Here is a 24318-nt window from a genome sequence, read left to right as displayed (position 1 = left end):
CGCGGTGGCCGTACCAGGGGACTCCGCCCCCTGGCCCCCGAAGCCTATGCCGCCCGCCCTCCCGCTCGCGCACTCGTGGAGCGACGACGCGCCCGGCGCCGGGAGACCTTCAGGTCTCCCGGCGCCGGGCGTTCCCCCGCAACCCCCGTGTGCGGTGGTCTCTGTGATCGGCTCAGTCGGTCGCGATCGCCTTCAGGACGTTCATGCGGCCGGCCCGGAACGCCGGGACCAGGGCCGCGAACAGGCCCACGAAGGCCGAGCCGATGAAGACCCCGATGATCGTCGGCCACGGGATCTCCAGGACCTTCAGGCCCTGCAGGGCGAGCAGCTTCTGCGCGGTGGCGCCCCAGCCCATGCCGAGTCCGAGGCCCAGCAGGGCGCCGAAGAGGGCGATGACCACGGACTCCATGCGGATCATCCGGCGCAGCTGGCGGCGCGAGAGGCCGATGGCGCGCATCAGGCCGATCTCCCTCGTCCGCTCGACCACCGACAGCGCCAGGGTGTTCACGACACCGAGGACCGCGACGATGATCGCCAGTGCGAGCAGCCCGTAGATCAGGTTCAGCAGCTGGCCGATCTGGTCCTTGAGGGCCTGCTTGTAGTCGGTCTGGTCGCGGACGGTGTACTGCGGGTAGTCGTGCAGCGCGGACTTGAGCGACTTGTACGCGGCGTCCTGCTGCCCGTCCTTGGCGGTGGCGAAGACCAGGTCGTCCAGGGGCATCCGGTCGGCCGGCACGTACTTGGCGAGCGTGGCGATCGACGTGTACTTGGAGCCGGCGTCGATGAGGCCGTCGCTGCTGGTGATCGCGCGGACCGTCAGGCGGGCCGTGCGCCCTTCCTTGAACTTGACGGTGATCTTGGAGCCGAGGTGGATGCCGTGCGCCTTGGCGAACTTGTCGTGCACGGACATCGAGTCGGGCAGGTAGGCGTTCTTGAGGTCACCGGCGACGGTCTTGGTCCGCAGGTCGGTGGCGTAGGTCGGGTCGGCCGCCGTGATGTCGGTGTCCTTGAGCGTCTTGCCGTCGGGGGTGGTGTAGTCGGCGGTGGTGACCCGGTACTCGGTGACCCGTGCGAGCCCCGCCGTGTCCTTCACCGCCTTGACGGCCTGCGGGGTGATCCGCTGGCCGCTGTCGGACTGGATGATGAAGTCCGTGCCGACGGTCTTGTCGAGCTGGTCGCTGGCGGAGGCGACCATGGAGGAGCCGACCACCGAGAGGCAGGCGACCAGCGCGAGCCCGATCATCAGGGCGGCGCCCGTGGCACCGGTGCGGCGCGGGTTGCGCAGCGCGTTGCGTTCGGCCATGCGCCCCACGGGGCCGAACATCCGCAGCAGGACGGCGCCCAGGACCCGGACGACGGCGCCCGCGAGCAGCGGGCCGATGACGACGAACCCGATCAGCGAGAGGACGATGCCCAGGCCCAGCCAGGCGGCGCCCTGGGACGCCTTGTCGGCCTGCGCGGCCAGGTAGAGGCCGTAGCCGCCGCCGGCGGTCAGCAGGAGGCCGAGGACGGCCCGTACGGCGCCCGCCCTGGCGTCGGCGGGGGCGCCCGCGTCCCGGAGGGCGGCCATCGGGGAGACCTTGCCGGCCCGCCGGGCGGGCAGGTAGGCGGCGAGGACGGTGACGACGACGCCGAGGACCAGGCCGAGCACCGGGGTCGTCCAGGCCACCGTCAGGTCGCTGGTCGACAGGTGCATGCCCATCGAGCCCATGAGTTTCATCAGCCCGACCGCGATGCCGACGCCCGCGCCGACGCCGAGGACCGAACCGACCACGCCGAGCAGCAGCGCCTCGACGAGCACGGACCGGTTGACCTGGCGGCGGCTGGAGCCGATGGCCCGCATCAGGCCGATCTCGCGGGTGCGCTGGGCGACCAGCATCGAGAAGGTGTTGATGATCAGGAAGATGCCGACTAGGAAGGCGATCCCGGCGAAGCCGAGCATCGCGTACCTCATGACGTCCATGAAGCTCTCGACGTCCTTCTGGTTGGCGTCGGCGGTCTCCTTGGCGGTCTGCACCTGGTAGCCGGTGCCGAGTTCACCGATCACGTTCTGCTTGAGCCGGGCGTCGGTGACGCCGGGGGCGGCGGTCACGTTGACGTCGGTGAAGACACCGCCGCGCCCGACGAGGGTGCGCTGCGCGGTCTTCGTGTCCAGGTAGAAGATCGCGGCACCGGGGTTGGTGACGGTGAAGTCGGCGATGCCGGAGATCTTCGCGGTGTGCGTGCCGACCGCGCTGATCACGCCGATCTCGTCGCCGAGCCCGAGGTGGTGCTTGTCGGCGGTGTCGGCGTCCACCATGATCTGGCCGGGGCCGGCCGGCGCCGCACCGGAGGTGATCTTCATGGTGCGGGCGTCGTTGGAGTTCCAGCTGCCCACGATGGTCGGCGCCCCGCTGGACGGCGACAGGCTGTCCTTCTTGGCGTCGACGACGGTCACGGACGTCGAGAACACCGTTCCCTCGGCCGCCTTGACGCCGTCCGCGGCACGGACCTTGCCGACCACCGCGGCCGGTATGACCGGCGGCCTGCCGTTCTCGGAGGTCGTCTCACCGGTGTCGGAGGCGCCCTTGGCGCTGACCGTCACATCGGACGAGGTCGCCGCGAACAGCTTGTCGAACGTCGTGTTCATCGTGTCGGTGAACACCAGGGTGCCGCACACGAACGCCACCGACAGCAGCACGGCCACGGCCGACAGGGCCATGCGTCCCTTGTGCGCGAAGAAGTTGCGCATCGAGGTCTTCATGACGGTCATGACGTACGCCCCCGCGCGTCGAAGTCCTTCATGCGGTCCAGGACGGTGTCCGCGGTCGGCTTGAACATCTCGTCCACGATCCGGCCGTCGGCCAGGTAGAGCACGCGGTCCGCGTAGGAGGCCGCGACCGGGTCGTGCGTGACCATCACGATCGTCTGGCCCAGGTCGTCGACGGAGCTGCGCAGGAAGCCGAGGACCTCCGCGCCCGCGCGCGAGTCGAGGTTTCCGGTCGGCTCGTCACCGAAGATGATCTCAGGGCGGGCGGCGAGGGCGCGCGCCACGGCCACGCGCTGCTGCTGGCCGCCCGAGAGCTGCGTGGGCCGGTGCCTGAGCCGGTCCGCGAGCCCCACGGTCTCCACCACGCGCCGCAGCCACTCCTGGTCGGCCTTGCGCCCGGCGATGTCCATGGGCAGCGTGATGTTCTCCAGCGCGTTCAGCGTCGGCAGCAGGTTGAAGGCCTGGAAGATGAACCCGATCCGGTCCCGGCGCAGCTGCGTGAGCTTCTTGTCCTTCAGACCGGTGATCTCGGTCTCGTCCAGGTAGATCTGACCGCTCGTCACGGTGTCGAGCCCGGCGAGGCAGTGCATCAGGGTGGACTTGCCGGACCCGGAGGGGCCCATGATCGCGGTGAACTGACCCCGCGTGATGTCCACGTCGACGTGGTCGAGCGCGACGACCCGGGTCTCTCCGGACCCGTACGCCTTGACGACCTGCCGCGCTCGCGCGGCAACGGCCGTACGCCCTCCAGTACCCCCGTGCCTGGGAATGGTCACAGCCGATGTCACGGTATGTCTCCTAAGTCGGTCAGCGAACGGCGGCACGACGCCGCGTCCTGCTGCGAAGCGTTCGGTACGACGACGAGTCTCGCGGTGGGCGGGTCCGCTCCGCTCTGGTGCGAAGCCCCGTCTTTCCCGGGGGAAAACCCCACCCCCGGCGGTTCGGTCAACCGCCCCCCGGCGGCGTAAAGCCAGGTTAAGGACGGCGGGGGTGCCGTCTCGTCCTCCGGCGGTACGACCCCTCCCCGAGCCCTGGTACGGAGGACCCCCTAGGGGAAGTCCACCGCCGGGTGGAGCCCTTCTCCGGGTCCGGCTCCACCCCCGGACGCGGCCGGCCTCCCCCCTCGTGGGGCGCGCGGGCCGGCGGACGCGCACTCCCGCCAGGTCGGGGGCGGATGGGAAGCTGTCGCACGCGACATAGATGCAGGGGGAACGTATGAGGAGGGGATCCGGGGTGGAGCACACGAAGCCCGCGATACGCGCGGCCGGGCCTGACGCCGCGACGGGCCGGCGGGGCGCCGTGGTGGCGGCGCTGATGCTGGCGATGGCGCTGGCCGCGCTCGACTCCACCGTCGTCTCCACGGCCGTGCCGCAGATCGTCGGCGACCTCGGCGGGTTCTCGGTCTTCTCCTGGCTGTTCTCCGGCTATCTGCTCGCCGTGACGGTGACGCTGCCGGTGTACGGCAAGCTCTCCGACACCTTCGGCCGCAAGCCGGTGCTGGTCGCCGGGGCCGTGGTGTTCCTGCTGGGGTCGCTGCTGTGCTCGCTCGCCTGGAACATGGCCGCGCTGATCGCGTTCCGGATCGTGCAGGGCCTCGGCGGCGGCGCGCTGCAGGGCACCGTGCAGACCCTGGCGGCCGACCTGTACCCGCTCAAGGAGCGCCCGAAGATCCAGTCGAAGCTGTCCACGGTGTGGGCGGTGTCCGCGGTCGCCGGGCCGGGGCTCGGCGGGGTGCTGGCCACCTACGCGGACTGGCGGTGGATCTTCCTCGTCAATCTGCCGATCGGCGCCGCGGCGCTCTGGCTGATCGTGCGTCACCTGCACGAGCCGGAGCGCGCACCGCGCACGCGCCCGCGGGTGGACTGGGCCGGCGCGCTGGCGGTCTTCGCGTGCGGGGGCGTCCTGCTGACGGCGCTCGTCCAGGGCGGGGTGGCGTGGGCGTGGTGGTCCGCGCCGTCGTGTGCGCTGTTCGCGACCGGGCTCGCGCTGGTGGGGGCCGTGGTGTGGATCGAGCGCAGGGCCGCGGAACCGGTCATCCCGGGCTGGGTGTGGCGCCGCCGCACGATCGCCGCGGTCAACCTCGCGCTCGGCGCGCTGGGACTGCTGATGGTGGCGCCCACGGTCTTCCTGCCCACCTACGCGCAGTCGGTCCTCGGCCTCGCGCCGGTGGCCGCCGGGTTCGTGCTGTCGGTGTGGACGCTGAGCTGGCCGGTCTCGGCGGCGCTGAGCCAGCACGTCTACCGGCGGATCGGTTTCCGCGACACCGCGCTGCTCGGCATCGGCGCGGCCGCGCTGATCCTGTTCGCCTTCCCCTTCCTGCCCTACCCCGGTGCCGCCTGGCAGCCGACGCTGCTCATGCTCGTCCTGGGCGGCGCGCTCGGCCTGTTCCAGCTGCCGCTGATCGTCGGCGTGCAGTCGACGGTGGGCTGGGCGGAGCGCGGCACGACCACCGCGTCGGTGCTCTTCTGCCGGCAGACCGGACAGACCATCGGCGCCTCGGTGTTCGGCGCGATCGCCAACGGGGTGCTCGCCTCCCGGCTGGGCGGCGCCGGCGACCTCGACTCGGTCACCCGCGCGCTGGACGACAAGGCCGCCGCCGAGACCACGCGGCACGCGATCGCGGACGCGGTGCACGCCGTGTACCTCGGCGCGGGGTGCGCGGCCGCACTGGCGTTCCTGGTCCTGCTGTTCGTGGCCCCGCGGCGCTTCCCGGTCCTCACGGACTGACCCGGCCCCTGTCGACACGGCCCCCGCGAGCCCGCTCCCGCCCCTTGGTTAACGCGGGTAACACCCCTGGTCAGACCGGCTCCGCGCGGGTAAGCGCATACCGCCCGGCCAGTTGACGGAAAAGGCCGCGAGCCCCGGCTACTTGCGAGTAGGGTGCGTGACCCCGCTCCCTCCTCTCCCTGCGGTCCGCCGCCACGGACCCGAGCCACGCAAGGAGCACCGGGATGTCCCAGGACCCTTCCCCGCCCGAGCCGTCGTACCTCACCTACCCCTGGCAGCCACCACCGCCGCGGCCCCCGGAACCCCGTCACGTGCCGCACCGGGCGCCGGTCGGCCACCACAGCGACCTGCGCGTGCTGCGCGGCGCCTACCGCCTCCAGCGGCGCACCGCGACCCTCACCGCGCTCGGCTACTTCACGCTGTTCCTGGTGCTGTCCGCGTTCGCCCCGAACCTGATGACGAGCACGGTCGCCGACGGGGTGCCCGCGGGACTGCTCCTCGCCGTCCTCCAACTGCCCGTCACCTGGCTGGCGATCGCCCTGTACGAGCACACCGCGCGCCGCCGCGTCGACCCGCTCGCCGACCGCATCCGCAGGACCGCCGAACTGGACGCCAGGCGAGGGGCCGCGCGGTGACCGGCTCCGGCGGCCCCGCACCGTCGGTGCCCCCGGCCGCCTCTGTGTCCTCGGTGTCCTCGGTGTCCGAGGTGTCCCTGGTGGCCTTCACCGCCGTCGCCACCCTCACCCTCCTGCTGTGCGTGCTGACCGGACCGGACCGCGACGACCTCGACGCGTTCTACACCGGCTACGGCTCCCTCTCCCCGCTGCGCAACGGCCTGGCCATCGCCGGCGACTACATCTCCGCCGCCGGCGTCCTCGGCACCGGCGGCGTGATCGCCCTGTGCGGCTACGACGGCGTCGTCCTCGCCCTCAGCACGGCCCTGTCACTGATGCTGCTGATGTTCCTGCTGGCCGAACCCCTGCGCAACGCGGGCCGGTTCACCATGGGCGACGCGCTGGCCCGCCGGATGCCCGGCCGGTCCGTACGGATCGCGGCCTGCGCGGTGACCATCGCCGCCCTGCTGCCGCTGATGCTGGTCCAGCTCGCCGGCGCCGGCCAGCTGATGGCGTTCGTCCTCGGCTTCTCGAACGAGTCCGTGCGGACCTGCTGCGTCATCGGCCTCGGCGCGCTGATGATCAGCTACGCGGCCATCGGCGGCATGAAGGGCACCGCCCTCATCCAGATCCTGAAGATCGTCATGCTGCTCGGTTCCGGCACCGCCGTCGCCCTGCTGATCCTGCACCGCTTCGCCTGGGACCCCGGCGCCCTGCTCGCCGCGGCCGCCCAGGGCAGCGGCGCCGGACCCGCCTACCTGCACTCCGGCCTCCAGTTCCGCGCCGGACCCGCGCCCCGCCTGGACATGATCAGTTCGGAGCTGACCATCGTCCTCGGCGGCGCCTGCCTGCCGCACGTCACCATGCGCATGTACGCGGCCGCCGACGCCCGCCAGGTCCGCCGCTCGATGTCCTGGGCCGTGTCGGGCGTCGCCCTGTTCGTCCCGATCCTCAGCGTCGTCGGCTTCGGCGCCACCGCCCTGGTCGGGCGTGCCGCCATCACCGCCGCCGACCCGCAGGGCAACACCGCCTACCTGCTGGGCTCGCGCGCCGCGTTCGGGACCCACGTGTCGGCGGCGGGCACCCTGCTCTTCACCACCGTCACCACGGCGCTCTTCCTCACCCTGCTCGCCTCCGTCGCCGGCATGATCCTGGCCTGCGCCAACTCCCTGGCCCACGACGTCCTCGCCGGCCGCGGCCGACAGCTCACGGCCCGGCGCGAGATGAGACGCGCCCGCGTCTGCGCGCTCGCCACCGGAGTCCCCACGGTCCTGCTCGCGACCCTGGTCCAGCACCACAGCCTGCAGCCGCTGGCCACCCTCTCCTTCTGCCTCGGCGCCTCCGCCCTCGCCCCGGCCCTGGTCTACGGCCTCTTCTGGCGCCGCTACACCCGGACCGGCCTGCTGTGCACCCTCGTCGGCGGCACCCTCACCGTGCTCGTGCTGATGCCGGGCACGAACCTGGTCTCCGGCACCCCGGGCGCCGCCTTCCCGCACGCCGACCTCAACTGGTTCCCCTTCACCACCACCGGGATCGTCTCCATCCCGGCCGGCTTCCTCCTGGGCTGGCTGGGCACGGTCATCTCCGACCGACGCGGGGCGGCCGAACAGCGCCGCCAGTACGAGGCGGTGGAGAGCAGGATCCTCGCGGGCACGAACCGCCGGGGGACCTGACAGGGAGGCGGTGGGCGGGGAAGCGGTGGACGGGAAGCGGGGGGGGCAGGGGGCGGGTGCTACTCGGCGGTCGCCCGGCCCGTCAGGGTCATCAGGCTGTCCCGCATGTGGTCCATGTGCGCCTGCACGTCGTCCCAGGTCTCCCCGTGCTCGCGCAGCACCCGCTCGGTGTCCCGCGCGATGCGCTCCTCCCGCGCCCGCGCCTCCGCGAGGATCTCCTCGGCACGCACCTGCGCCGCCTCCTGGGAGCTGTGCTGCCACTCCTCCGCCTCGGCCACCGCACGCGTCGCCTCGGCCAGCGCGGCCTCCGCGCGCGCGAGGCGGTCGGCGGTCTCCGTTTCGAGGGAGGCGGCGCGCGCCGCCTCCTCGCGGTCCTCCTCGCTCCACCGCTCGGCGTGCTCCGCGGCCTGCTCGGCGAGCATCGCGGCGGTGCGCTGCCGCATCTCGCGCAGCGCCGCGAGGGCCTCGCCGCGCTGCTCCTTCACCTCCAGCCGGGCGGTGATGCGGATCTCCTCGGCCTCGGCCTGCGCGGCGAGCAGCAGATGACGGGCCCGCTCCTCGGTGTCCGCGCGCAGCGCGTCCGCCTCCTCGCCGGCCGTGCAGCGCTCGTTCTCGGCGGACTCCGCCGCCTCCACGACCCCTTCGGTCAGCGCGCGCCGGGCGCCGTCGCGCAGCGCCGCCGCCTCGTCCGTCACCAGCCGGAAGATCCGCGCCGCGCGGTCCCCGAGCAGCTCGTAGGTCTGCGGCGGAAGCTGCTCGACGACGGCACGCACCCGCGCGAACTCCGCCTCCATGTCCTTGGCGAGCACGGTGAGCCGCGCGGCCCGCTCCCACGCGTCGTCGCGGTCCTGCGAGAGGGCCACCAGGAACGTGTCGACCTGGTCGGGGCGGTAACCACGCCCCCGGCCGGTCACGAAGTCGTACGGCGGCACCGATGCGCTGCTCACCCTGGAACCCCTCTCCGCCGGACCCGCACGAAAATGATGATTTCGCGCACATCTTGATGGATAGGGCGTAAGTGTTCATAACGCGACACTCCGCAGAGATGTCACGGCCCGCACGCCACGCCGAGCGGCATCGCACGCCAGAACGCGCACACGCGTGAGGGCCGGCCCGGCTCACCTGCCCGGACCGGCCCTCACCGGCTGTTCCTACCCGCGCGCTACAGCAGCCCGTCCCACATCTGCTCCAGCAGCACCGACCACCAGCTCTCCGGCGACCCGAGCGCCGCCGGGTCCAGGGAGGCGAGCTGGGCCTGGAAGTCGATGGTCCAGCGGCCCGCCTGCTCCTGGTTCAGGCCGAACCTGAGCCGCCACATCCGGCCCAGCAGCGCCAGGCAGCGCGCGAACTCCGGCAGCCCGGTGTTGACGAACTGCGGCGGCACGGACGCCCCGCCCGGCCCCGCCTCCACCGGCACGGCCACGATGTTCGCGGTGCCGTACTGCACACACAGGGCCTTGCCGAAGTCGGTGCCCATCACCAGGTACGACCCCGCGTCCGGCGCCGGCCGCACCCCGCGCTCCTGCGCCAGCTCCGCCAGCGTCGGCACCGGACGGCCCGGCTGGGCCTGCGCCCAGAAGAACGGCCCCATGTCCAGCGGCAGTCCGGCCGCGACCAGCAGGTGCGCCACGATCGGCGGCACGCCCTGCCGCGACACCGCCGCCTGCTCGAACCGGAACACACCCGGCCCGAACGCCGCGCCCAGCTCCTGCGCGATCGCCTCCGGCGGGGCCGGCGGCGCCGCCTGCACCTGCGGCAACGGCGCCCGCACCGGCGCGGGCCGGGCAGGACCCGCCGCCACCTGGTGCAACTCGCCCTGGTGCGCCAGCAACTCGCGCATGCCCTGCTGCCGGCTCGCGTGATCCGTCCCGTACGGCGCGATGCTCGCCAGGCGTGCCTGCGGCCACTGCTCCCGGATCATCCGCGCGCAGTAGGCACCCGGCAGCTCGCAGGACTCCAGCTCCGTGTGCAGCTCCAGCACCTGGTCCGGCGGCACGTTCATCGCGCGCAGCTCGTGGTAGATCTGCCACTCCGGGTGCGGCGTGCCCGGCGCCGAACGCCGGATCAGCTGCTGCTCGGAACCGTCCTGCGCCCGGTAGCGCAGCACCGCCTGGTAGCCGGGGCCCACGGTCGGCAGGCCCTGCTGCGGGTAGCCGTACGCGGGCGGCTGCCCCGGTCCGGGCTGTCCGGGCGGCGGCATCGCACCGGCCGGCATCGGCGGCGGCATCTGCGGGGCGCCCGGCGGCATGCCGGGGGCGCCCGGAGCAGCGGGTACGCCGGGAGCGGGCGGGGGAAGCGGCGCGCCGGGAGCACCCACCGGAGGCCCGGCCAGCACCGTCTCCGCGTGATGGACCGCGCCCTGCGCACCACCGGCGGAGCCCTGCGCACCCGGCGCGGGAGGCATGCCGGGGGCACCCGGAGGCTGCGGCGCGCCCGGCGCGAACGGCGCACCAGGGGCGGGCGGCGGCGGCTGCACGCCGGGAGCCGGAGGCACACCAGGGGCGCCCGGAGGCTTGGGCACGCCCCCGCCCAGCGCGCTCGGATCGGCCAGCACCGTGGCCGACCGGTGGACGTCACCGGGAGGCGTACCGCCCGGCGCACCGGGCGGGCTGGGGACGCCCGGCGGAGTCGGCCCGCCCGGCGCCCGCACCGGACCGCCGGGGCCTTCGGGGCCGCCGGGACCCTGCGCCGACACCATCTGCGTCGGCGCGTACCCGCTCGCCGGAGCACCCGGAGCACCCGGAGCACCCGGAGCGACCGGCTGAGGCGTACCCGCCGGACGCGCACCCGGCGCGCCCGGAACACCCGGCGGCGGAGGCGGCGCACCGGCCCCGCCCCGCGCCTTGCGCGGCGGAGGCGCGGCCCTGCTCGTCGCCGCGTCCGCTATGTCACTCGCGTTCGGCGGCAGCGGACGGCCCGGACCCGCCGGACCCGCCGCGGGCCGCGGCCCGCCCTGCGCACCCTGCGGGTAGCCGTACCCCGGAGCCGCAGGCTCCTGCGGATAGCCGTAGGAAGACGCCGGCGGAACCGACGCCGCGGGCGGCACGGGCGGCCCGTCCGGAGCAGGACCGCTCGGAGCCGGACCGCCCGGAGCAGGCGCGCCCGGAGCCGCCGCCCCCTGCGGACGGCCGTACGGCTGCGTGTCGGCGCCGCCTTGCGCAGCCGGCCCGTCCGGGTCCGCCACCGCCGGAGACACCGCCGTACGCGGCAACTGGCTGCCGCCCGCCATCAACGCCGTCTCCGCATCCCCCAGCACCCCGTTGTCGGAACCGCTCAACGGCGGCGCGAACACCGTCGCCGGCAACGGAACCGAACGGTCCTCACCGGCATCGGCGTTCGTGTCGGTGCCCGCCCAAGGAGTCGCACCGGCAGGCACGTCGGCCGCGCCCGGCGCACCCGAGCCCTCGCCGCCCCCCGCCGCCGGCCACCCGGACCCGCCGCCGCCCGCGGGCACACCCGCCTGCGTCTGCGCCAGCTCCGCCGGCCCCGCACCGGCAGCCGCGGACTCCCCGTCCGGCTCACCGTCAGACGACCCCGACGACCCCGACGCCCCCTCGCCCCGACGATCCGGAATCCCCAGCTTGTCCGCCGCCTCCTGAAGCCACTCCGGCGGACTCAACAAGAACGACGTCTGATTCAGATCGACCCGCTGCGCGGCCGCCGGGACCGCGTCGGCGACCTCCTCCTCACCGCCGTACTCCTCCTCGTACCGGCGGATCACCTCACCCACCGACAACGCCGGCCACAGCGTCGCGTCCCCGGAATCCTTGGCGATGACCAGCCGCTGCCCGCCCGCGTCCGAACGCGGACCCTCCGCGCGGTCCTCACCCCACACCACGAACCCGAGACCGAACTCCCGCACCCGCACCTCACGATGCTGGTACGACGGCACATCGCCGTTGATCCACTCCTCCGCGCGCTCCTGCGCCTGCGCGAACGTCACCATGCCGAAACTCACTCCCCCGAGCCAACAGAGACGGCACGGGCGAAACCGCCGTCCACCATCAGATCCGCCACCGTCTCCAACTCCGGCGGAGAACCCGCCAGCCGGGACAGGAACGCGTCGAAGTCCTCACCGCACGGCAGCAGCAGCCGCTCCACCCGCTCGGCCGGCGGCCACCCCGGATCCACGTCCCGCACATCGTCGTACGCGCAGAACCACACCGAACCGAGCCGGTCGCCCCGCACCTTCACCGCCAGCAGACCACCCTGCACGAAACACACGCCCAGGTAGTCCTTGGTCAGATGGTCACGCAGGCACTTGTTGACGTACACCAGATCGTTCACCGCCGCCTCGTCGCGCACCGTGAAGAACGGCTGGTCCAGCAGCAGACCCAGCTCGGCGTCCAGCGCCGTCCCCACCGGCGCGCAACCGCCCGCCGCCTTCAGGAAGGAGCGGTACGCACCCGGCAGCCGGTACCCCAGGTCCTCCTCCACCCCCTGAACCTGCGACTCCGACACCGCCACGCCCGACTTCGGCAGCCCGACATGAGCCGGACGCGTCTCCTGCAACGGCCGCGTGCCCCGCCTGGCCTGGTCCACCCGCGCCGTCGCCACCCCGCCGTGATGCCGCAGCAACGCCTTCACCTCGACCGGAACCAGCTCCAGCCGCCGCGACCCGGCGACGTGATGCCACGTCCAGCCGTGCGGCGTCGCCACCGCCGGCACCGTGTCCCACAACTCGTGGCCCGACGCCGACAGCACCGCGTTCGCCGACACGTAGTCCGTCAGCCGCAGCTCGTCCACGCCGAAACCCTCCGGCGGATCCGCGATCTCCGCCGCCGCACGCGCGTAGGGCGAGAAATCGGGGTAGCCGTGCTCATCGACACGCACCCCCCGCGGATGACGTGCCGCCCGGACCGGATCCGGGAAATGCACGACCTGCCCGGCATAGGCCGCGTTCGGCGGCCCGGCCTGCCCACCGGCCTGGCGGCTGGGCGGCGCCCCCATCCCGAGCCGACCTGTCGTCATGACGGTTGCCCCCTGCGGCACTCTGTACGAACCGGACCACACCCATCAGCGCGCCCCGGCCCGTAACCGGCTTTCTCTCCCACGTCCCAGACGCGTCGACCGCGCCCATCGCGGTGCCGACAGCCTATGCGGTACACGAACCCCGGTCACCGGGCCTCCGCTTCCGTGACCAGCCGTCACCCCCGCGTGACAGCCTGCCCCGCCCCGGGCGTGTCGGACCGCCCCAGCTACCGCACACGCCACGGGATTTGGCAGTCTGTGACTTTCGGGGGGATGCCCGGGAGGGGAAGACGATCATGAACACCACGCAGACGGGACCGCACACCGCCGTGCCCGGCGAACGACACGGCGCCACCAGCGGCGACCCGCGCATCGGCTGGAGCAGCACCGAAACACCTCCCGCGCCCACCCTCCTGTACCGCCGCGACGGCATCCTGCCCACCGTCGCCGCCGCCCTCTCCGTCCGCGGCGCCACCCTCACCGGCACCGCGGCCCGCGGCGACCAGCCGCCCCCGCTCCACCCCCTGGTCCAGGAATTCCTCGACACCCTGCCCAGCGCCCAACGCGACCGCTCCACCGGACGCTGCGCCGAAGCGATCCTCGTCTCACGGCACATCGCCTCCGCCGACGGCGCCCGCAGCAAACGCGCCGCCCGCAAACCCATGACCAACGGCGAAGCCCGCAAAGCCCTCAAACAGGCCAAGCTCACCGCCCGCCGCATACGCGAGGACGGCGACCCCCTGCACGGCAGCTTCGCCGCCCCCTGCCGGGCCTGCACCGCCCTCACCGCCCACTTCGGCGTCCGCGTCGTCGACCCCACCACCGGCGACTGACCCCCCGCAGCACACGAACACAGCACCCGCACCCGCACCACACACGAACGAAGGGCAGATGCACCCCGACCGCACCTCCACCACGCGCTTCTCCGTGCCCGTCGACGCAGCCCTGCGCGCCGCCGGCTGGCAACCCGGACGCTGGGACATAAAACAGGCCGAGGTCTGGGCCGACGCCCTCCGCGAACACACCTCACCCGCAGGACACCGCCACAGCGTCTTCCCCGCAGCCGTCGAAGCCTGGGCCGAATTCGGCGGCCTGCACATCACCCCCACCGGCCCCGGCCGCCAGATCGCCCCCGCAGCCCTCCACCTCGACCCCCTGCACGGCCTCCACCTCGCCCGCACCCTCGGCGACCTCGGCCGCGCCCTCGACACCGAGGTCTGCCCCCTCGGCGAGGAGACCGAGACCCGCTCACTCCTCGCCATCGACACCGAAGGCCGCGTCTACACCCTCGACCACACCGGCGACTGGTACGTGGGCCCCGACATCGACCACGGCCTCACCACCCTCATCGCAGGCGTCGAACCCCGACGCCTCACCACCCACACCTGACCGGCCACACCCCACCACCGGCCGCCCCGCCCACGGCTCACACCGCCGGAATCACCGCCGACACCCGGAAACCACCCGCATCCGTCGGCCCCGACACGAACACCCCGCCCAGCCCCGTCACCCGCTCCCGCATCCCCACCAGACCGTTCCCACCCGACGGCAGACCCGCCGAGCCCGCCGAGCCCGGCTCCGGCGGCGGCTCGTTCTCCACCTGCATCGCGATCTCCGCCACCCGGTGCGCCAACCGCACATGCGTCTTCGCACCCGCCGCATGCTTGTGGACGTTCGTCAGCGCCTCCTGCACCACCCGGTACGCCGTCTGCTCCACCGCGACCGCGTACGACCGCACATCCCCCTCCACCGACAGATCCACCACCATCCCGGCCGCCGCCGACTGCCCCACCAACTCCTCCAGCTCCGACAGGTGCGGCCCCTCCTCCTCGGCCACCCGCGAAGCAGCCGCCGCCGCAGCCGCCCCCACCGCCGCCAACGGCACCGACACCACCGGCACCGCCTCCGACGCCGCACGACCCCGGCCACCGTCCCCGGACCGCAGCACCCCGAGCATCTCCCGCAACTCCGTCAGCGCCTGCCGCCCCATGTCCCCCACCAGTGCCGCGTTCCGCACCGCCTTCTCCGGATCCTTCCGCGCCACCGCCTGCAGAGCCGCCGCGTGCACCACCATCAGACTCACCCGGTGCGCGACGACGTCATGCATCTCCCGCGCGATCCGCGTCCGCTCCTCGCCCCGCGCCCACTCCGCACGCTCCTCCGCGCGCTCCGCCAGCAACTGAAGCTCCCGCTCCAGACTGTCCGCACGCTCCCGCAGGCTCTCCATCAGCCGCCGCCGCGCACCCACGTACAACCCGAGCAGCACCGGAGGCGCCGTCAGCCCCAGCGAGGTCGCCAGCGCCGCGAACGGGACGAACCAGTCCCCCATCGTCAGGTCACCGCGCGCCATGCTCTGCCGCACCCGCACGAACGTCACGATCAACGTGCCCAGGAACGTCATCCCGGACAACGCCACGATGATCCGCCGCGGCACCTCGGCCGCGGCGAGCGTGTAGAGGCCGACGATGCCCATCAGGAAGCCCATCTGGGCCGGCGTGATCGCTATCGACACGAGCACGACGGCGATCGGCCACTTCCTGCGCAGCAACAGCACCGAACCGGCCAGCACACCGAACACGATCCCCGCCGACGCCGGAACACCCGCGTCCCGCGCGAACGGGATCCCCTCCGCACCGCACTCCAGCGCCGACACCGCCGCCAGCCCCGCGTCCAGCACCGCACTGCGCCACCGCGACCACCACCACGGCCCTGCCAAGGCCGTCGCGCGGTCTGCCCCCGTCGTGGTCATGCGTCCAGCCTACGGGCGCGGGGGTGGGCTTTTCCGGTGAGTTTCGTCTACTGACCCACACCACCCTCCGTAACCGAACACCACCGAAACCCGCCGCTATCCCTCGAACTGGTGAACCAGCTCCGTTCCCGCCCGGAGCCGCGCATTCCGCCCGGACGGTATGCACATGGCACATGCGCACGGCAGATACGCCGACTTCGAGGGACTGCGGGAGCGGGCGCTGGCACTGCGCCGGGCCGGCCACAGCCTCCGCCAGATCCGCGACGAACTGAAGGTCTTCAACAACGACATCCTCCACCGCCTGGTGAAGGGCGAACCCCCACCGGAATGGACGAGGCGCCCGAACGCGAAGGACGACCTGCGAGCCCGGGCGCGGGAACTGAGGCTGCAGGGGTGGACCTACGACCGCATCGAGACGGAACTGGGCTGCTCCAGGAGCTCGGTCTCCCTGTGGGTCCGGGACCTGCCACGCCCGGAGCCCCGGTATACGCCGGAAGAACAGCTGGCCCTCATGCAGCAGGGACTGGCAAAGCGCCGCGCGATCGACGACGAGAAGCGCCGGGAGACCAGGGCCGAGGCCTGTCAGGAGATCGGTGAACTGGCCGACCGCGACCTGTTCCTCGCGGGTGTCGCGCTCTACTGGGCCGAAGGTTCGAAAAGCAAGCCGTACGACCGACGGGAGCGGGCGGTCTTCGTCAACAGCGACCCGGGGGTGATCCGCGTCTACCTGGCCTGGCTCGACCTTCTGGAGGTGGACCGCGAGAGCCTGGGTTTCAGGCTGCTCATCCACGAATCGGCCGACATCGAAGCGGCGCACCGCTTCTGGGCGGGAATCGCAGCCGTCGACCCGGCGGTCTTCGCCAGGCCGACGCTGAAGAAGCACAACCCGAAGACGGTCCGGAAGAACACCGGTGACGACTACCACGGTTGCCTGGTCATCGGGGTAGCCCGCAGCGCGCGCCTGTACAACCGGATCGAAGGCTGGTGGAGGGGAATCGTGGCCCAGGCCGAGGCACGTCTCCGGTAAGGTCTGGAGCGCTGTCCCCCGTGGTGTAACTGGCAGCACACTGGTTTTTGGTACCAGCAGGACAAGGTTCGAATCCTTGCGGGGGAGCCACAGCACACAAGACCTCGGTTCGGGCCCTGACAGCACCGTCAGGGCCCGCTCCCATGTCCCCCGTGATACGCCCCGGTATCCTTCGGATGTCCCCACCTCTCCACAGCCGAAGGGCACATCCGTGAGCGCCATTCGCCCGGCAGCCGTCGTCGTTCTCGCAGCGGGTGAGGGCACCCGTATGAAGTCGGCCACACCGAAGGTCCTGCACGAGATCTGCGGCCGCTCCCTGGTGGGCCATGTGCTCGCCGCCTCCCGCGAGTTGAACCCCGAGCACCTGGTCGTCGTCGTCGGCCACGCGCGCGAGCAGGTCGGCGAGCACCTCGGTGCGATCGACCCCGCGGCCCGTACGGCGGTGCAGGAGAAGCAGAACGGCACCGGGCACGCCGTGCGGATGGCGCTGGAGGAGCTGGGCGGCGCGGTCGAGGGGACGGTCGTGGTGGTCTGCGGGGACACTCCGCTGCTGACCGGTGCGACCCTGGCGCGGCTGGCCGAGACGCATCACGGGGACGGCAACGCGGTGACGGTGCTGACCGCCGAGGTGCCGGACGCGACGGGTTACGGCCGGATCGTGCGGGACGAGGCCTCCGGTGCGGTGACGGCGATCGTCGAGCACAAGGACGCCTCGGCGGCGCAGCGGGCGATCCGGGAGATCAATTCGGGTGTGTTCGCGTTCGACGGGCAGTTGCTGGCGGATGCGCTGGGCAAGGTGCGTACGGACAACAGTCAGGGCGAGGAGTACCTGACGGACGTGCTGGGGATCCTGCGTGAGGCCGGGCACCGGGTGGGTGCGTCGGTGGCGGCGGATCACCGTGAGATCGCGGGGATCAACAACCGGGTGCAGTTGGCGGAGGCTCGTCGGATCCTCAACGACCGGTTGCTGGAGCGGGCGATGCTGGCGGGTGTGACCGTGGTGGATCCGGCGACCACGTGGATCGACGTGGCGGTCACCTTCGAGCAGGACGCGGTCGTCCTGCCGGGGACGCAGTTGCAGGGTGCCACGCATCTCGGGGAGGGCTGCGAGGTCGGGCCGAACAGCCGGCTGAGGGACACCCGGGTCGGTGCGGGGGCGCGGGTGGACAACACGGTGGCCGATTCGGCCCATGTGGGTGCGAACGCGTCCGTGGGACCGTATGCGTATCTGCGGGCGGGGACGCGGCTGGGTGCCAAGGGCAAGATCGGTACGTACGTGGAGACGAAGAACGCCCGGATCGGGGAGGGGACGAAGGTTCCGCATCTCTCCTATGTGGGTGACGCGACGATCGGTGAGTACTCGAACATCGGCGCGGCGAGTGTGTTCGTGAACTACGACGGTGAGAGCAAGCACCACACGACCGTCGGGTCGCACTGCAAGACGGGTTCGGACAACATGTTTGTGGCGCCTGTCACGATCGGGGACGGGGCGTACACCGCTGCCGGGTCCGTGATCACGAAGGATGTGCCGCCCGGTTCGCTGGCCGTGGCCCGCGGCCAGCAGCGGAATATCGAGGGCTGGGTGGCCCGGAAGCGCCCGGGGAGTCCGGCGGCGAAGGCCGCTGAGGCGGCTTCCCGGCAGGGCGTGAGCGAGGACTGACCGGAAACAGGTGCGCCGAAGACGTCGTACCGTGATAAGTGCACACCCGCACCTAACCAGCTGTTTCGGCCTGTCGCGCCTGGCGCGGAGGGCCGCTGGACTTCCAGCTGTACGGCTGAGACACCTCTGAGGAGACAGTGCTGTGACCGGGATCAAGACGACCGGCGAGAAGAAGCTGATGTTCTTCTCCGGCCGCGCCCACCCCGAGCTTGCCGAGGAGGTCGCCCAGCAGCTGGGTGTCGGGGTCGTCCCGACGAAGGCCTTCGACTTCGCGAACGGTGAGATCTACGTTCGTTATCAGGAGTCGGCTCGCGGTGCCGACTGCTTCGTGATCCAGAGCCACACGGCTCCGATCAATCAGTGGATCATGGAGCAGCTGATCATGATCGATGCGCTGAAGCGCGCGTCGGCGCGTTCCATCACGGTGATCGTGCCGTTCTACGGTTACGCGCGGCAGGACAAGAAGCACCGGGGCCGTGAACCGATCTCGGCGCGGCTGATCGCGGATCTGATGAAGACGTCGGGTGCGGACCGGATCCTGACCATCGATCTGCACACGGATCAGATCCAGGGTTTCTTCGACGGTCCGGTGGATCATCTGTTCGCGTTGCCGCTGCTGGCGGACTACGTGGGCGGGAAGGTGGACCGGAACAAGCTGACGGTGGTGTCTCCGGACGCGGGCCGGGTGCGGGTGGCGGACCGGTGGTGCGACCGGTTGGGTGCGCCGCTGGCGATCGTGCACAAGCGCCGGGACAAGGACGTGGCGAACCAGGTGACGGTCCACGAGGTGGTGGGCGAGGTCGAGGGCCGGGTGTGTGTGCTGGTCGACGACATGATCGACACGGGTGGCACGATCTGTGCGGCGGCGGACGCGTTGTTCGCGCACGGTGCCGAGGATGTGATCGTGACGGCGACGCACGGTGTGCTGTCGGGTCCGGCTGCGGACCGGTTGAAGAATTCGCGGGTGAGTGAGTTCGTGCTGACGAACACGCTGCCGACGCCGGGTGAGCTGAGCCGGGATCTGGACAAGATCACGGTGTTGTCGATCGCGCCGACGATCGCGAGTGCGGTGCGTGAGGTGTTCGAGGATGGTTCGGTGACGAGCCTCTTCGACGAGCAGTGAGGTTTCTGCACCGGTCGCGCTAGCCGCCGTTGAAGATCCTTTTGGTCCGGCCTTCCTCGCCGAGTAGACTGCCCAGGTTGCTCGGCGAGGGAGGCCGTACCTGTTCGCAGGTGCCGGCTGTCCGTTATCGACGCGCTCTTCGTAGCAGGCCGTTCGTGGCCGGGTGACCACGTCCGTTCTCTTTCTACGAGGAGTGATCACCATGTCCGAGGTGAAGATCGCCGCCGAGTCGCGCACCGAGTTCGGCAAGGGCGCCGCCCGCCGTATCCGTCGTGACAGCAAGGTCCCCGGTGTCCTGTACGGCCACGGTTCGGACCCGATCCACCTGACCCTGCCGGGCCACGAGCTGCTGCTCGCGCTGCGTACCCCGAACGTCCTGATCTCGCTGGACATCGACGGCAAGACCAACGAGCTGGCGATCCCGAAGTCCGTGGTCCGTGACCCGATCAAGGGCTTCCTGGAGCACGTCGACCTGCTGCTGGTCAAGCGGGGCGAGAAGGTCACGGTCGAGGTTCCGGTGCAGACCGAGGGCGAGCTGGCCCCGGGCGGCAACCTGCTGGAGCACGTCCTGAACGCGCTTCCGATCGAGGCCGAGGCCACCCACATCCCCGAGGGCGTCACGGTCTCCGTCGAGGGCCTGGAGGCCGGTGCCTCCGTCCTGGCGAAGGACATCACCCTGCCGTCCGGCGTGACGCTGGCCGTCGAGGAGGACGCGGTCGTCCTGCAGGTCCTGGCCGCGCAGGCCGAGGAGCCCTCCGAGGGCGAAGAGGGCGAGGCGGCCGAGGAAGCCGCCGAGGCCTGATCCTCACCGTCGTTTCATCGTCCGTCAGCCGCTGCTTCCTCCCGGAGGCGGCGGCTGGCGCGTATCAAGGAGACATGGACGTGACCACCTCCGCGGGCACCTCTGCCGCCAACGCTCCCTGGCTGATCGTGGGTCTCGGCAATCCGGGGCCGGAGTACGCGATGAACCGGCACAACGTCGGTTTCATGGTCGCGGACCTGCTCGCCGGGCGGATCGGGGGGAAGTTCAAGCGGGCCGGCAAGGCGCAGGCGCAGGTCGTGGAGGGGCGGCTGGGGGCGCCGGGTCCGGCGAGCCGGCGGGTGATCCTGGCGAAGCCGATGTCGTTCATGAACCTGTCGGGGGGGCCGGTGAACGCGCTGCGCGACTTCTACAAGGTGCCGGTGGCGAACATCCTCGCGGTCCATGACGAGCTGGACATCGACTACGGGGTTCTCCGGCTCAAGCTCGGTGGCGGGGACAACGGTCACAACGGGCTGAAGTCGATGACGAAGGCGATGGGTGCGGACTATCACCGGGTGCGGTTCGGGATCGGGCGGCCGCCGGGCCGTATGCAGGTCGCGGATTTCGTGCTGAAGGATTTCTCCTCGGCGGAGCGCAAGGAGCTGGACTACTTCGTGGACCGGGCGGCGGATGCCGTGGAGGCGCTGGTCACCGAGGGCCTTGAGCGGGCGCAAAGCTCGTACAACTCCTGACTTGTCGCCCACCGCAGTTGACCGGCCGTAGGGGTATGGCCAATGATCCCGGCCATGCCTGCTGCCTCGGTCTCCTCCTCCCGTACGGCCCCGGTCGCCGCCCTGCGGTTCGGCCGCGTCGTGTCGATGGGCGCGGTCGCCGTGCTGATCCTGGTCGGCGGGGTGTGGGCGTCGTGGAGCACGGCGCAGGACGTGATGCTGACGAAGGGCAAGGAGCGGGGCACGGTCGAGGTGACCGCGTGCGGTGAGGACACCTGCACGGGCCCGTTCAGGCCGGTCTCCCCGGGGGCGTCCGCGCGGTCCCGGGCGGTGATCGACAAGTCGGTGGCGGTGCGCAAGGGGCAGACCTACGACGTGATCGTGAAGCCGGGCACCGGCACCGTGGTGCGCTCCGGTCCCGCCGGGGTGCTGTTCGCGTGGGTGCCGCTGGGCGGTGCGCTGCTGCTGGCGTCGGTGGTGGTGGCCGGCGGGCTGCGGCTGCGGCGGCTGGCGTGGGGGCTCGGGGGGCTCGGGATCGCGCTGCTGACGGCGGCCTTCTTCGCGGTGCAGTGAGCGCGTACGGCCGTGCCCCCGGACCGGTGGTCCGGGGGCACGGCCGTGTGCGGTGGTGCCGGTCAGCCGGTGTTGCGCAGGCCGGCCGCGACGCCGTTGACGGTCAGGAGCAGGGCGCGGGCGAGGAGCGGGTCGGGTTCGGCGCCCGAGGCGGCCTCGTCGCGCTGCCGCTTGAGGAGGGTCACCTGGAGGTAGGAGATCGGGTCCAGGTAGGCGTCCCGGATGCCGAAGGTCTGCTTGAGGACCGGGGTGGCGTCGAGGAGTTCGCGCTCTCCGGTGATCTTGAGGACTTCGGCGACGGTCAGCTCGTGCTCGGCGCGGATGGTGTCGAAGACGTGCTTCAGTTCGTCGGGGACGAGGGTGTCGACGTAGTGCTGGGCGATCCGCAGGTCGGTCTTGGCGAGGGTCATCTCGACGTTGGAGACGAAGTTGCGGAAGAAGTGCCACTGTTCGTGCATCTCGGCGAGGACGGTGTCCAGGCCCGCCTCGCGCAGGGCCTCGAGGCCGGAGCCGACGCCGAACCAGCCGGGGACGATCTGCCGGGACTGGGTCCAGCCGAACACCCAGGGGATGGCGCGCAGGCCGTCCAGCGAGACGCCCGAGCCGGGGCGGCGTGAGGGCCGCGAGCCCAGGTGCAGGTCGGCGAGCTGGTCGACCGGGGTGGAGGCGAGGAAGTACGTCGGCAGGTCGGGGTCCTCGACGAGCCGGCGGTAGGCGGCGTGGGCGGCCTCGGAGACGACGTCCATGGCCGCGTCCCAGCGGGCGAGGGCCTCGTCGGACTGGCGGGGTGCGGTGTGCAGGGCGGAGGCCTGGAGGGTGGCGGCCACCGTCAGTTCCAGGTTCTCGCGGGCCAGGGAGGGGATGAGGTACTTGTCGGAGATGACCTCGCCCTGTTCGGTGACCTTGATCTCGCCCTCCAGGGTGCCCCAGGGCTGGGCGAGGATCGCGTCGTGGGAGGGGCCGCCGCCGCGGCCGACGGTGCCGCCGCGGCCGTGGAAGAGGCGCAGCCGTACGCCGTAGCGGTGGGCCACGTCGCGCAGGCGGCGCTGGGCGCGGTGGATCTCCCACTGGCTGGTGGTGATGCCGCCGAACTTGGAGGAGTCGGAGTAGCCGAGCATGACCTCCTGGACGTCTCCGCGCAGCGCGACCAGGCGCCGGTAGGAGGGGTCGGAGAGCATGTCCTCCAGGATGGTGTCGGCGGCCTTGAGTTCGTCGGTGGTCTCCAGGAGGGGGACGATGCCGATCCTGGCCCAGCCGGCGTGCAGGTCCATGAGTCCGGCCTCGCGGGCGAGGACGGCGGCGGCGAAGACGTCGTCGGCGCCCTGGCACATGGAGATGATGTAGGACTCGACGACCTCGGGGCCGAAGATCTCCAGGGCCCGCCGGACGGTCTGGAAGACCCCGAGGGTCTTCTCGCCGGCGGCGTCCACGGGTGCCGGGGTGGGTGCGAGCGGGCGGCGGGACCTGAGTTCCTTGGCGAGGAGCCGGGCGCGGTACTCGCGGGGCATGTCGGCGTAGCGCCAGGATTCCTCGCCGAGGCGGTCGAAGAGCTGGCCGAGGGCGTGGTGGTGGGCGTCGGCGTGCTCGCGGACGTCCATGGTGGCGAGCTGGAGGCCGAAGGCGGCCAGGGTGCGGATCGTCCGGGCCAGGCGGCCGTCGGCGAAGAGTCCGCCGCGGTGTTCGCGCAGGGAGGTCTGGATGATCCGCAGGTCGCCGAGGAGTTCGGCGGTGCCGAGGTAGTCGTAGCCGGGCTGGTGCGGGGTGTCGGTGGCCAGCCGCTGCTTGGTGTTGACGAGCTTCTGCCGGATGCAGGTGGCCTTGAGCCGGTAGGGCTCCTCGGCGTTGAGGCGCTTGTAGCGGGGGCTGATCTCGGGCAGCAGGTCCAGGTCGGCGCGCAGGGACTCCAGGAGTTCCTCGGTGGCGCCGGTGTAGCGGATGGAGTTGGAGAGGAAGCCGCGGAGTTCGTCGATCATCTCCAGGGCGTCGTTGATGCCGTGTTCGTGCTGGAGGATGAGGATGTCCCAGGTGACCTGGGGGGTGACGTTGGGGTTGCCGTCGCGGTCGCCGCCGATCCAGGTGCCGAAGGTGAGCGGCCGGGTGTCGTCGGGGAGCTTGACGCCGACCCGTTCCAGTTCGGCGGTGAGGTCCTCCAGGACGTCGCCGACGGCGTCGGCGTGCAGTTCGTCCAGGTAGTAGATGGCGTTGCGGGCCTCGTCGGCGGGCTCGGGGCGTACCACGCGCAGTTCGTCGGTCTGCCAGACGAGGTCGATGTTCTCGGCGAGGCGGATGTCGGTGCGGCGGCGGTCCGACTCGATGACCGGGGTGTCCAGGAGCGCGGCGATGCGCCGGAGCTTGTTGAGGACGGAGCGGCGCGCGGCCTCGGTGGGGTGCGCGGTGAAGACCGGGCGGACGTTGAGGTTCTGGACGGTCTGGCGCAGGTGCTCGGCGTCGGCGTCCTTGAGCCGGTCGGCGGTGCGGGCCAGCAGGCCGCCCTCGGCGGCGCGGCGGGTGCGCAGTTCGCGGCCGCGGTGGACCTGCTCGGTGACGTTGGCGAGGTGGAAGTAGGTGGAGAAGGCGCGGACCAGCTTGGCCGCGGTCTCCAGTTCGATGCCTCGCAGCAGTTCGGCGGCTGCGTCGCCGTCCTCGCGGGTGAGGCGGCGGACCTTCTCGACGAGGTCCAGCAGCTCGGGTCCTTCCTGCCGGACGAGGGTCTCGCCGAGAAGGTCACCCAGCCGGCGGATGTCGGCGCGCAGCTCACTGCTGGTCGTGGTGGTCTGGTCGTCGGCACTGCTCACAGGTGCGGCTCCTTGCAGTGTTGAAGCTCGTCTGGAGGGGACCCGTCCGTCGGCCGGGCGGCAGGCGGTGCCTGTCCGCATGGCGGCCGGACATCCGGGAAGGAAACAGAGCGGACCGCGCTGTCCGACCGACTCCAAGGATAGGTGTCCATGAGGACGCGCAGGCTCTGGGGCTCTTGCCGCG

18 protein-coding genes and 1 tRNA gene are annotated in these 24318 nt (G+C 71.8%); 12 read left to right on the top strand and 7 right to left on the bottom strand.

What is annotated here, in order from left to right:
- Positions 1-172 precede the first annotated feature (172 nt).
- On the bottom strand, positions 173-2752 hold the full coding sequence (locus ACIQOE_RS28640; protein WP_365563020.1) for an ABC transporter permease: 2580 nt from the start codon (positions 2750-2752) through the stop codon (positions 173-175).
- Complete coding sequence (locus ACIQOE_RS28635) at positions 2749-3537, bottom strand: ABC transporter ATP-binding protein (RefSeq protein WP_351320968.1); 789 nt, start codon at positions 3535-3537, stop codon at positions 2749-2751. Before ACIQOE_RS28635 ends, ACIQOE_RS28640 begins: the two co-directional genes overlap by 4 nt.
- A 412-nt stretch (positions 3538-3949) precedes the next feature.
- Between ACIQOE_RS28635 and ACIQOE_RS28630 the strand changes: the two genes are divergently transcribed.
- From ACIQOE_RS28630 to ACIQOE_RS28620, 3 genes are all read left to right on the top strand, one after another.
- A complete protein-coding gene (locus ACIQOE_RS28630) occupies positions 3950-5476 on the top strand; it encodes an MFS transporter (RefSeq protein ID WP_401414525.1) in 1527 nt (508 codons plus the stop codon).
- A gap of 224 nt (positions 5477-5700) precedes the next feature.
- Positions 5701-6111 (top strand): DUF485 domain-containing protein, encoded by a 411-nt coding sequence (locus tag ACIQOE_RS28625; RefSeq protein ID WP_351320972.1) that lies wholly within the window; start codon positions 5701-5703, stop codon positions 6109-6111.
- 44 nt (positions 6112-6155) lie between these two features.
- Positions 6156-7763 (top strand): cation acetate symporter, encoded by a 1608-nt coding sequence (locus ACIQOE_RS28620; protein WP_401414742.1) that lies wholly within the window; start codon positions 6156-6158, stop codon positions 7761-7763.
- Between the two features lie 59 nt (positions 7764-7822).
- Here the strand turns inward: ACIQOE_RS28620 and ACIQOE_RS28615 are convergent, their stop codons facing one another.
- From ACIQOE_RS28615 to ACIQOE_RS28605, 3 genes are all read right to left on the bottom strand, one after another.
- On the bottom strand, positions 7823-8710 hold the full coding sequence (locus ACIQOE_RS28615; protein ID WP_401414523.1) for a cellulose-binding protein: 888 nt from the start codon (positions 8708-8710) through the stop codon (positions 7823-7825).
- Positions 8711-8925: 215 nt separating this feature from the next.
- Positions 8926-11709: an SUKH-4 family immunity protein gene (locus tag ACIQOE_RS28610; RefSeq protein ID WP_401414521.1), complete on the bottom strand. Its 2784-nt coding sequence runs from the start codon at positions 11707-11709 to the stop codon at positions 8926-8928.
- Positions 11710-11717: 8 nt separating this feature from the next.
- Positions 11718-12734 carry an SMI1/KNR4 family protein gene (locus tag ACIQOE_RS28605; protein WP_401414740.1) on the bottom strand — a complete coding sequence of 339 codons (1017 nt, stop codon included), beginning with the start codon at positions 12732-12734 and terminating at the stop codon, positions 11718-11720.
- 296 nt (positions 12735-13030) lie between these two features.
- On the opposite strand from ACIQOE_RS28605, the gene ACIQOE_RS28600 reads away from it, so the two are divergent.
- A complete protein-coding gene (locus ACIQOE_RS28600; protein ID WP_351320982.1) occupies positions 13031-13567 on the top strand; it encodes a YwqJ-related putative deaminase in 537 nt (178 codons plus the stop codon).
- Between the two features lie 58 nt (positions 13568-13625).
- Positions 13626-14123: an SUKH-3 domain-containing protein gene (locus ACIQOE_RS28595; protein WP_351320984.1), complete on the top strand. Its 498-nt coding sequence runs from the start codon at positions 13626-13628 to the stop codon at positions 14121-14123.
- 37 nt (positions 14124-14160) lie between these two features.
- Here ACIQOE_RS28595 and ACIQOE_RS28590 read toward each other — a convergent pair whose 3' ends face one another.
- On the bottom strand, positions 14161-15483 hold the full coding sequence (locus ACIQOE_RS28590; protein ID WP_351320986.1) for a histidine kinase: 1323 nt from the start codon (positions 15481-15483) through the stop codon (positions 14161-14163).
- A 166-nt stretch (positions 15484-15649) separates the two neighbouring features.
- Here ACIQOE_RS28590 and ACIQOE_RS28585 point away from each other — a divergent pair, with 166 nt between their 5' ends.
- The 7 genes from ACIQOE_RS28585 to ACIQOE_RS28555 all read left to right on the top strand — a co-directional run bounded on the left by ACIQOE_RS28585 (position 15650) and on the right by ACIQOE_RS28555 (position 21339).
- Positions 15650-16510 (top strand): hypothetical protein, encoded by an 861-nt coding sequence (locus ACIQOE_RS28585; protein ID WP_401414518.1) that lies wholly within the window; start codon positions 15650-15652, stop codon positions 16508-16510.
- A 14-nt stretch (positions 16511-16524) separates the two neighbouring features.
- Positions 16525-16600, top strand: a tRNA-Gln gene (locus ACIQOE_RS28580).
- Between the two features lie 121 nt (positions 16601-16721).
- Positions 16722-18170 (top strand): bifunctional UDP-N-acetylglucosamine diphosphorylase/glucosamine-1-phosphate N-acetyltransferase GlmU, encoded by a 1449-nt coding sequence (glmU, locus tag ACIQOE_RS28575; protein ID WP_399012658.1) that lies wholly within the window; start codon positions 16722-16724, stop codon positions 18168-18170.
- Between the two features lie 142 nt (positions 18171-18312).
- Positions 18313-19293: a ribose-phosphate diphosphokinase gene (locus ACIQOE_RS28570; RefSeq protein WP_351320992.1), complete on the top strand. Its 981-nt coding sequence runs from the start codon at positions 18313-18315 to the stop codon at positions 19291-19293.
- A 202-nt stretch (positions 19294-19495) separates the two neighbouring features.
- On the top strand, positions 19496-20095 hold the full coding sequence (locus tag ACIQOE_RS28565; protein WP_351320994.1) for a 50S ribosomal protein L25/general stress protein Ctc: 600 nt from the start codon (positions 19496-19498) through the stop codon (positions 20093-20095).
- Positions 20096-20169: 74 nt separating this feature from the next.
- Positions 20170-20787, top strand: coding sequence for an aminoacyl-tRNA hydrolase (pth, locus tag ACIQOE_RS28560; RefSeq protein ID WP_351320996.1), 618 nt, complete (start codon positions 20170-20172; stop codon positions 20785-20787).
- A 42-nt stretch (positions 20788-20829) separates the two neighbouring features.
- Positions 20830-21339: a hypothetical protein gene (locus tag ACIQOE_RS28555; protein ID WP_362651429.1), complete on the top strand. Its 510-nt coding sequence runs from the start codon at positions 20830-20832 to the stop codon at positions 21337-21339.
- 62 nt (positions 21340-21401) lie between these two features.
- On the opposite strand, the gene ppc is transcribed toward ACIQOE_RS28555, so the two are convergent.
- Positions 21402-24134 carry a phosphoenolpyruvate carboxylase gene (gene ppc / locus ACIQOE_RS28550; RefSeq protein WP_401414514.1) on the bottom strand — a complete coding sequence of 911 codons (2733 nt, stop codon included), beginning with the start codon at positions 24132-24134 and terminating at the stop codon, positions 21402-21404.
- Between the last annotated feature and the right edge of the window lie 184 nt (positions 24135-24318).

This window comes from Streptomyces sp. NPDC091282 (assembly GCF_044757385.1).
GTDB classification, from domain to species: domain Bacteria; phylum Actinomycetota; class Actinomycetes; order Streptomycetales; family Streptomycetaceae; genus Streptomyces; species Streptomyces gramineus.
The sequence above is the reverse complement of the archived record's forward strand: the minus strand, read 5'-3'. Positions and strand labels throughout refer to the sequence as shown.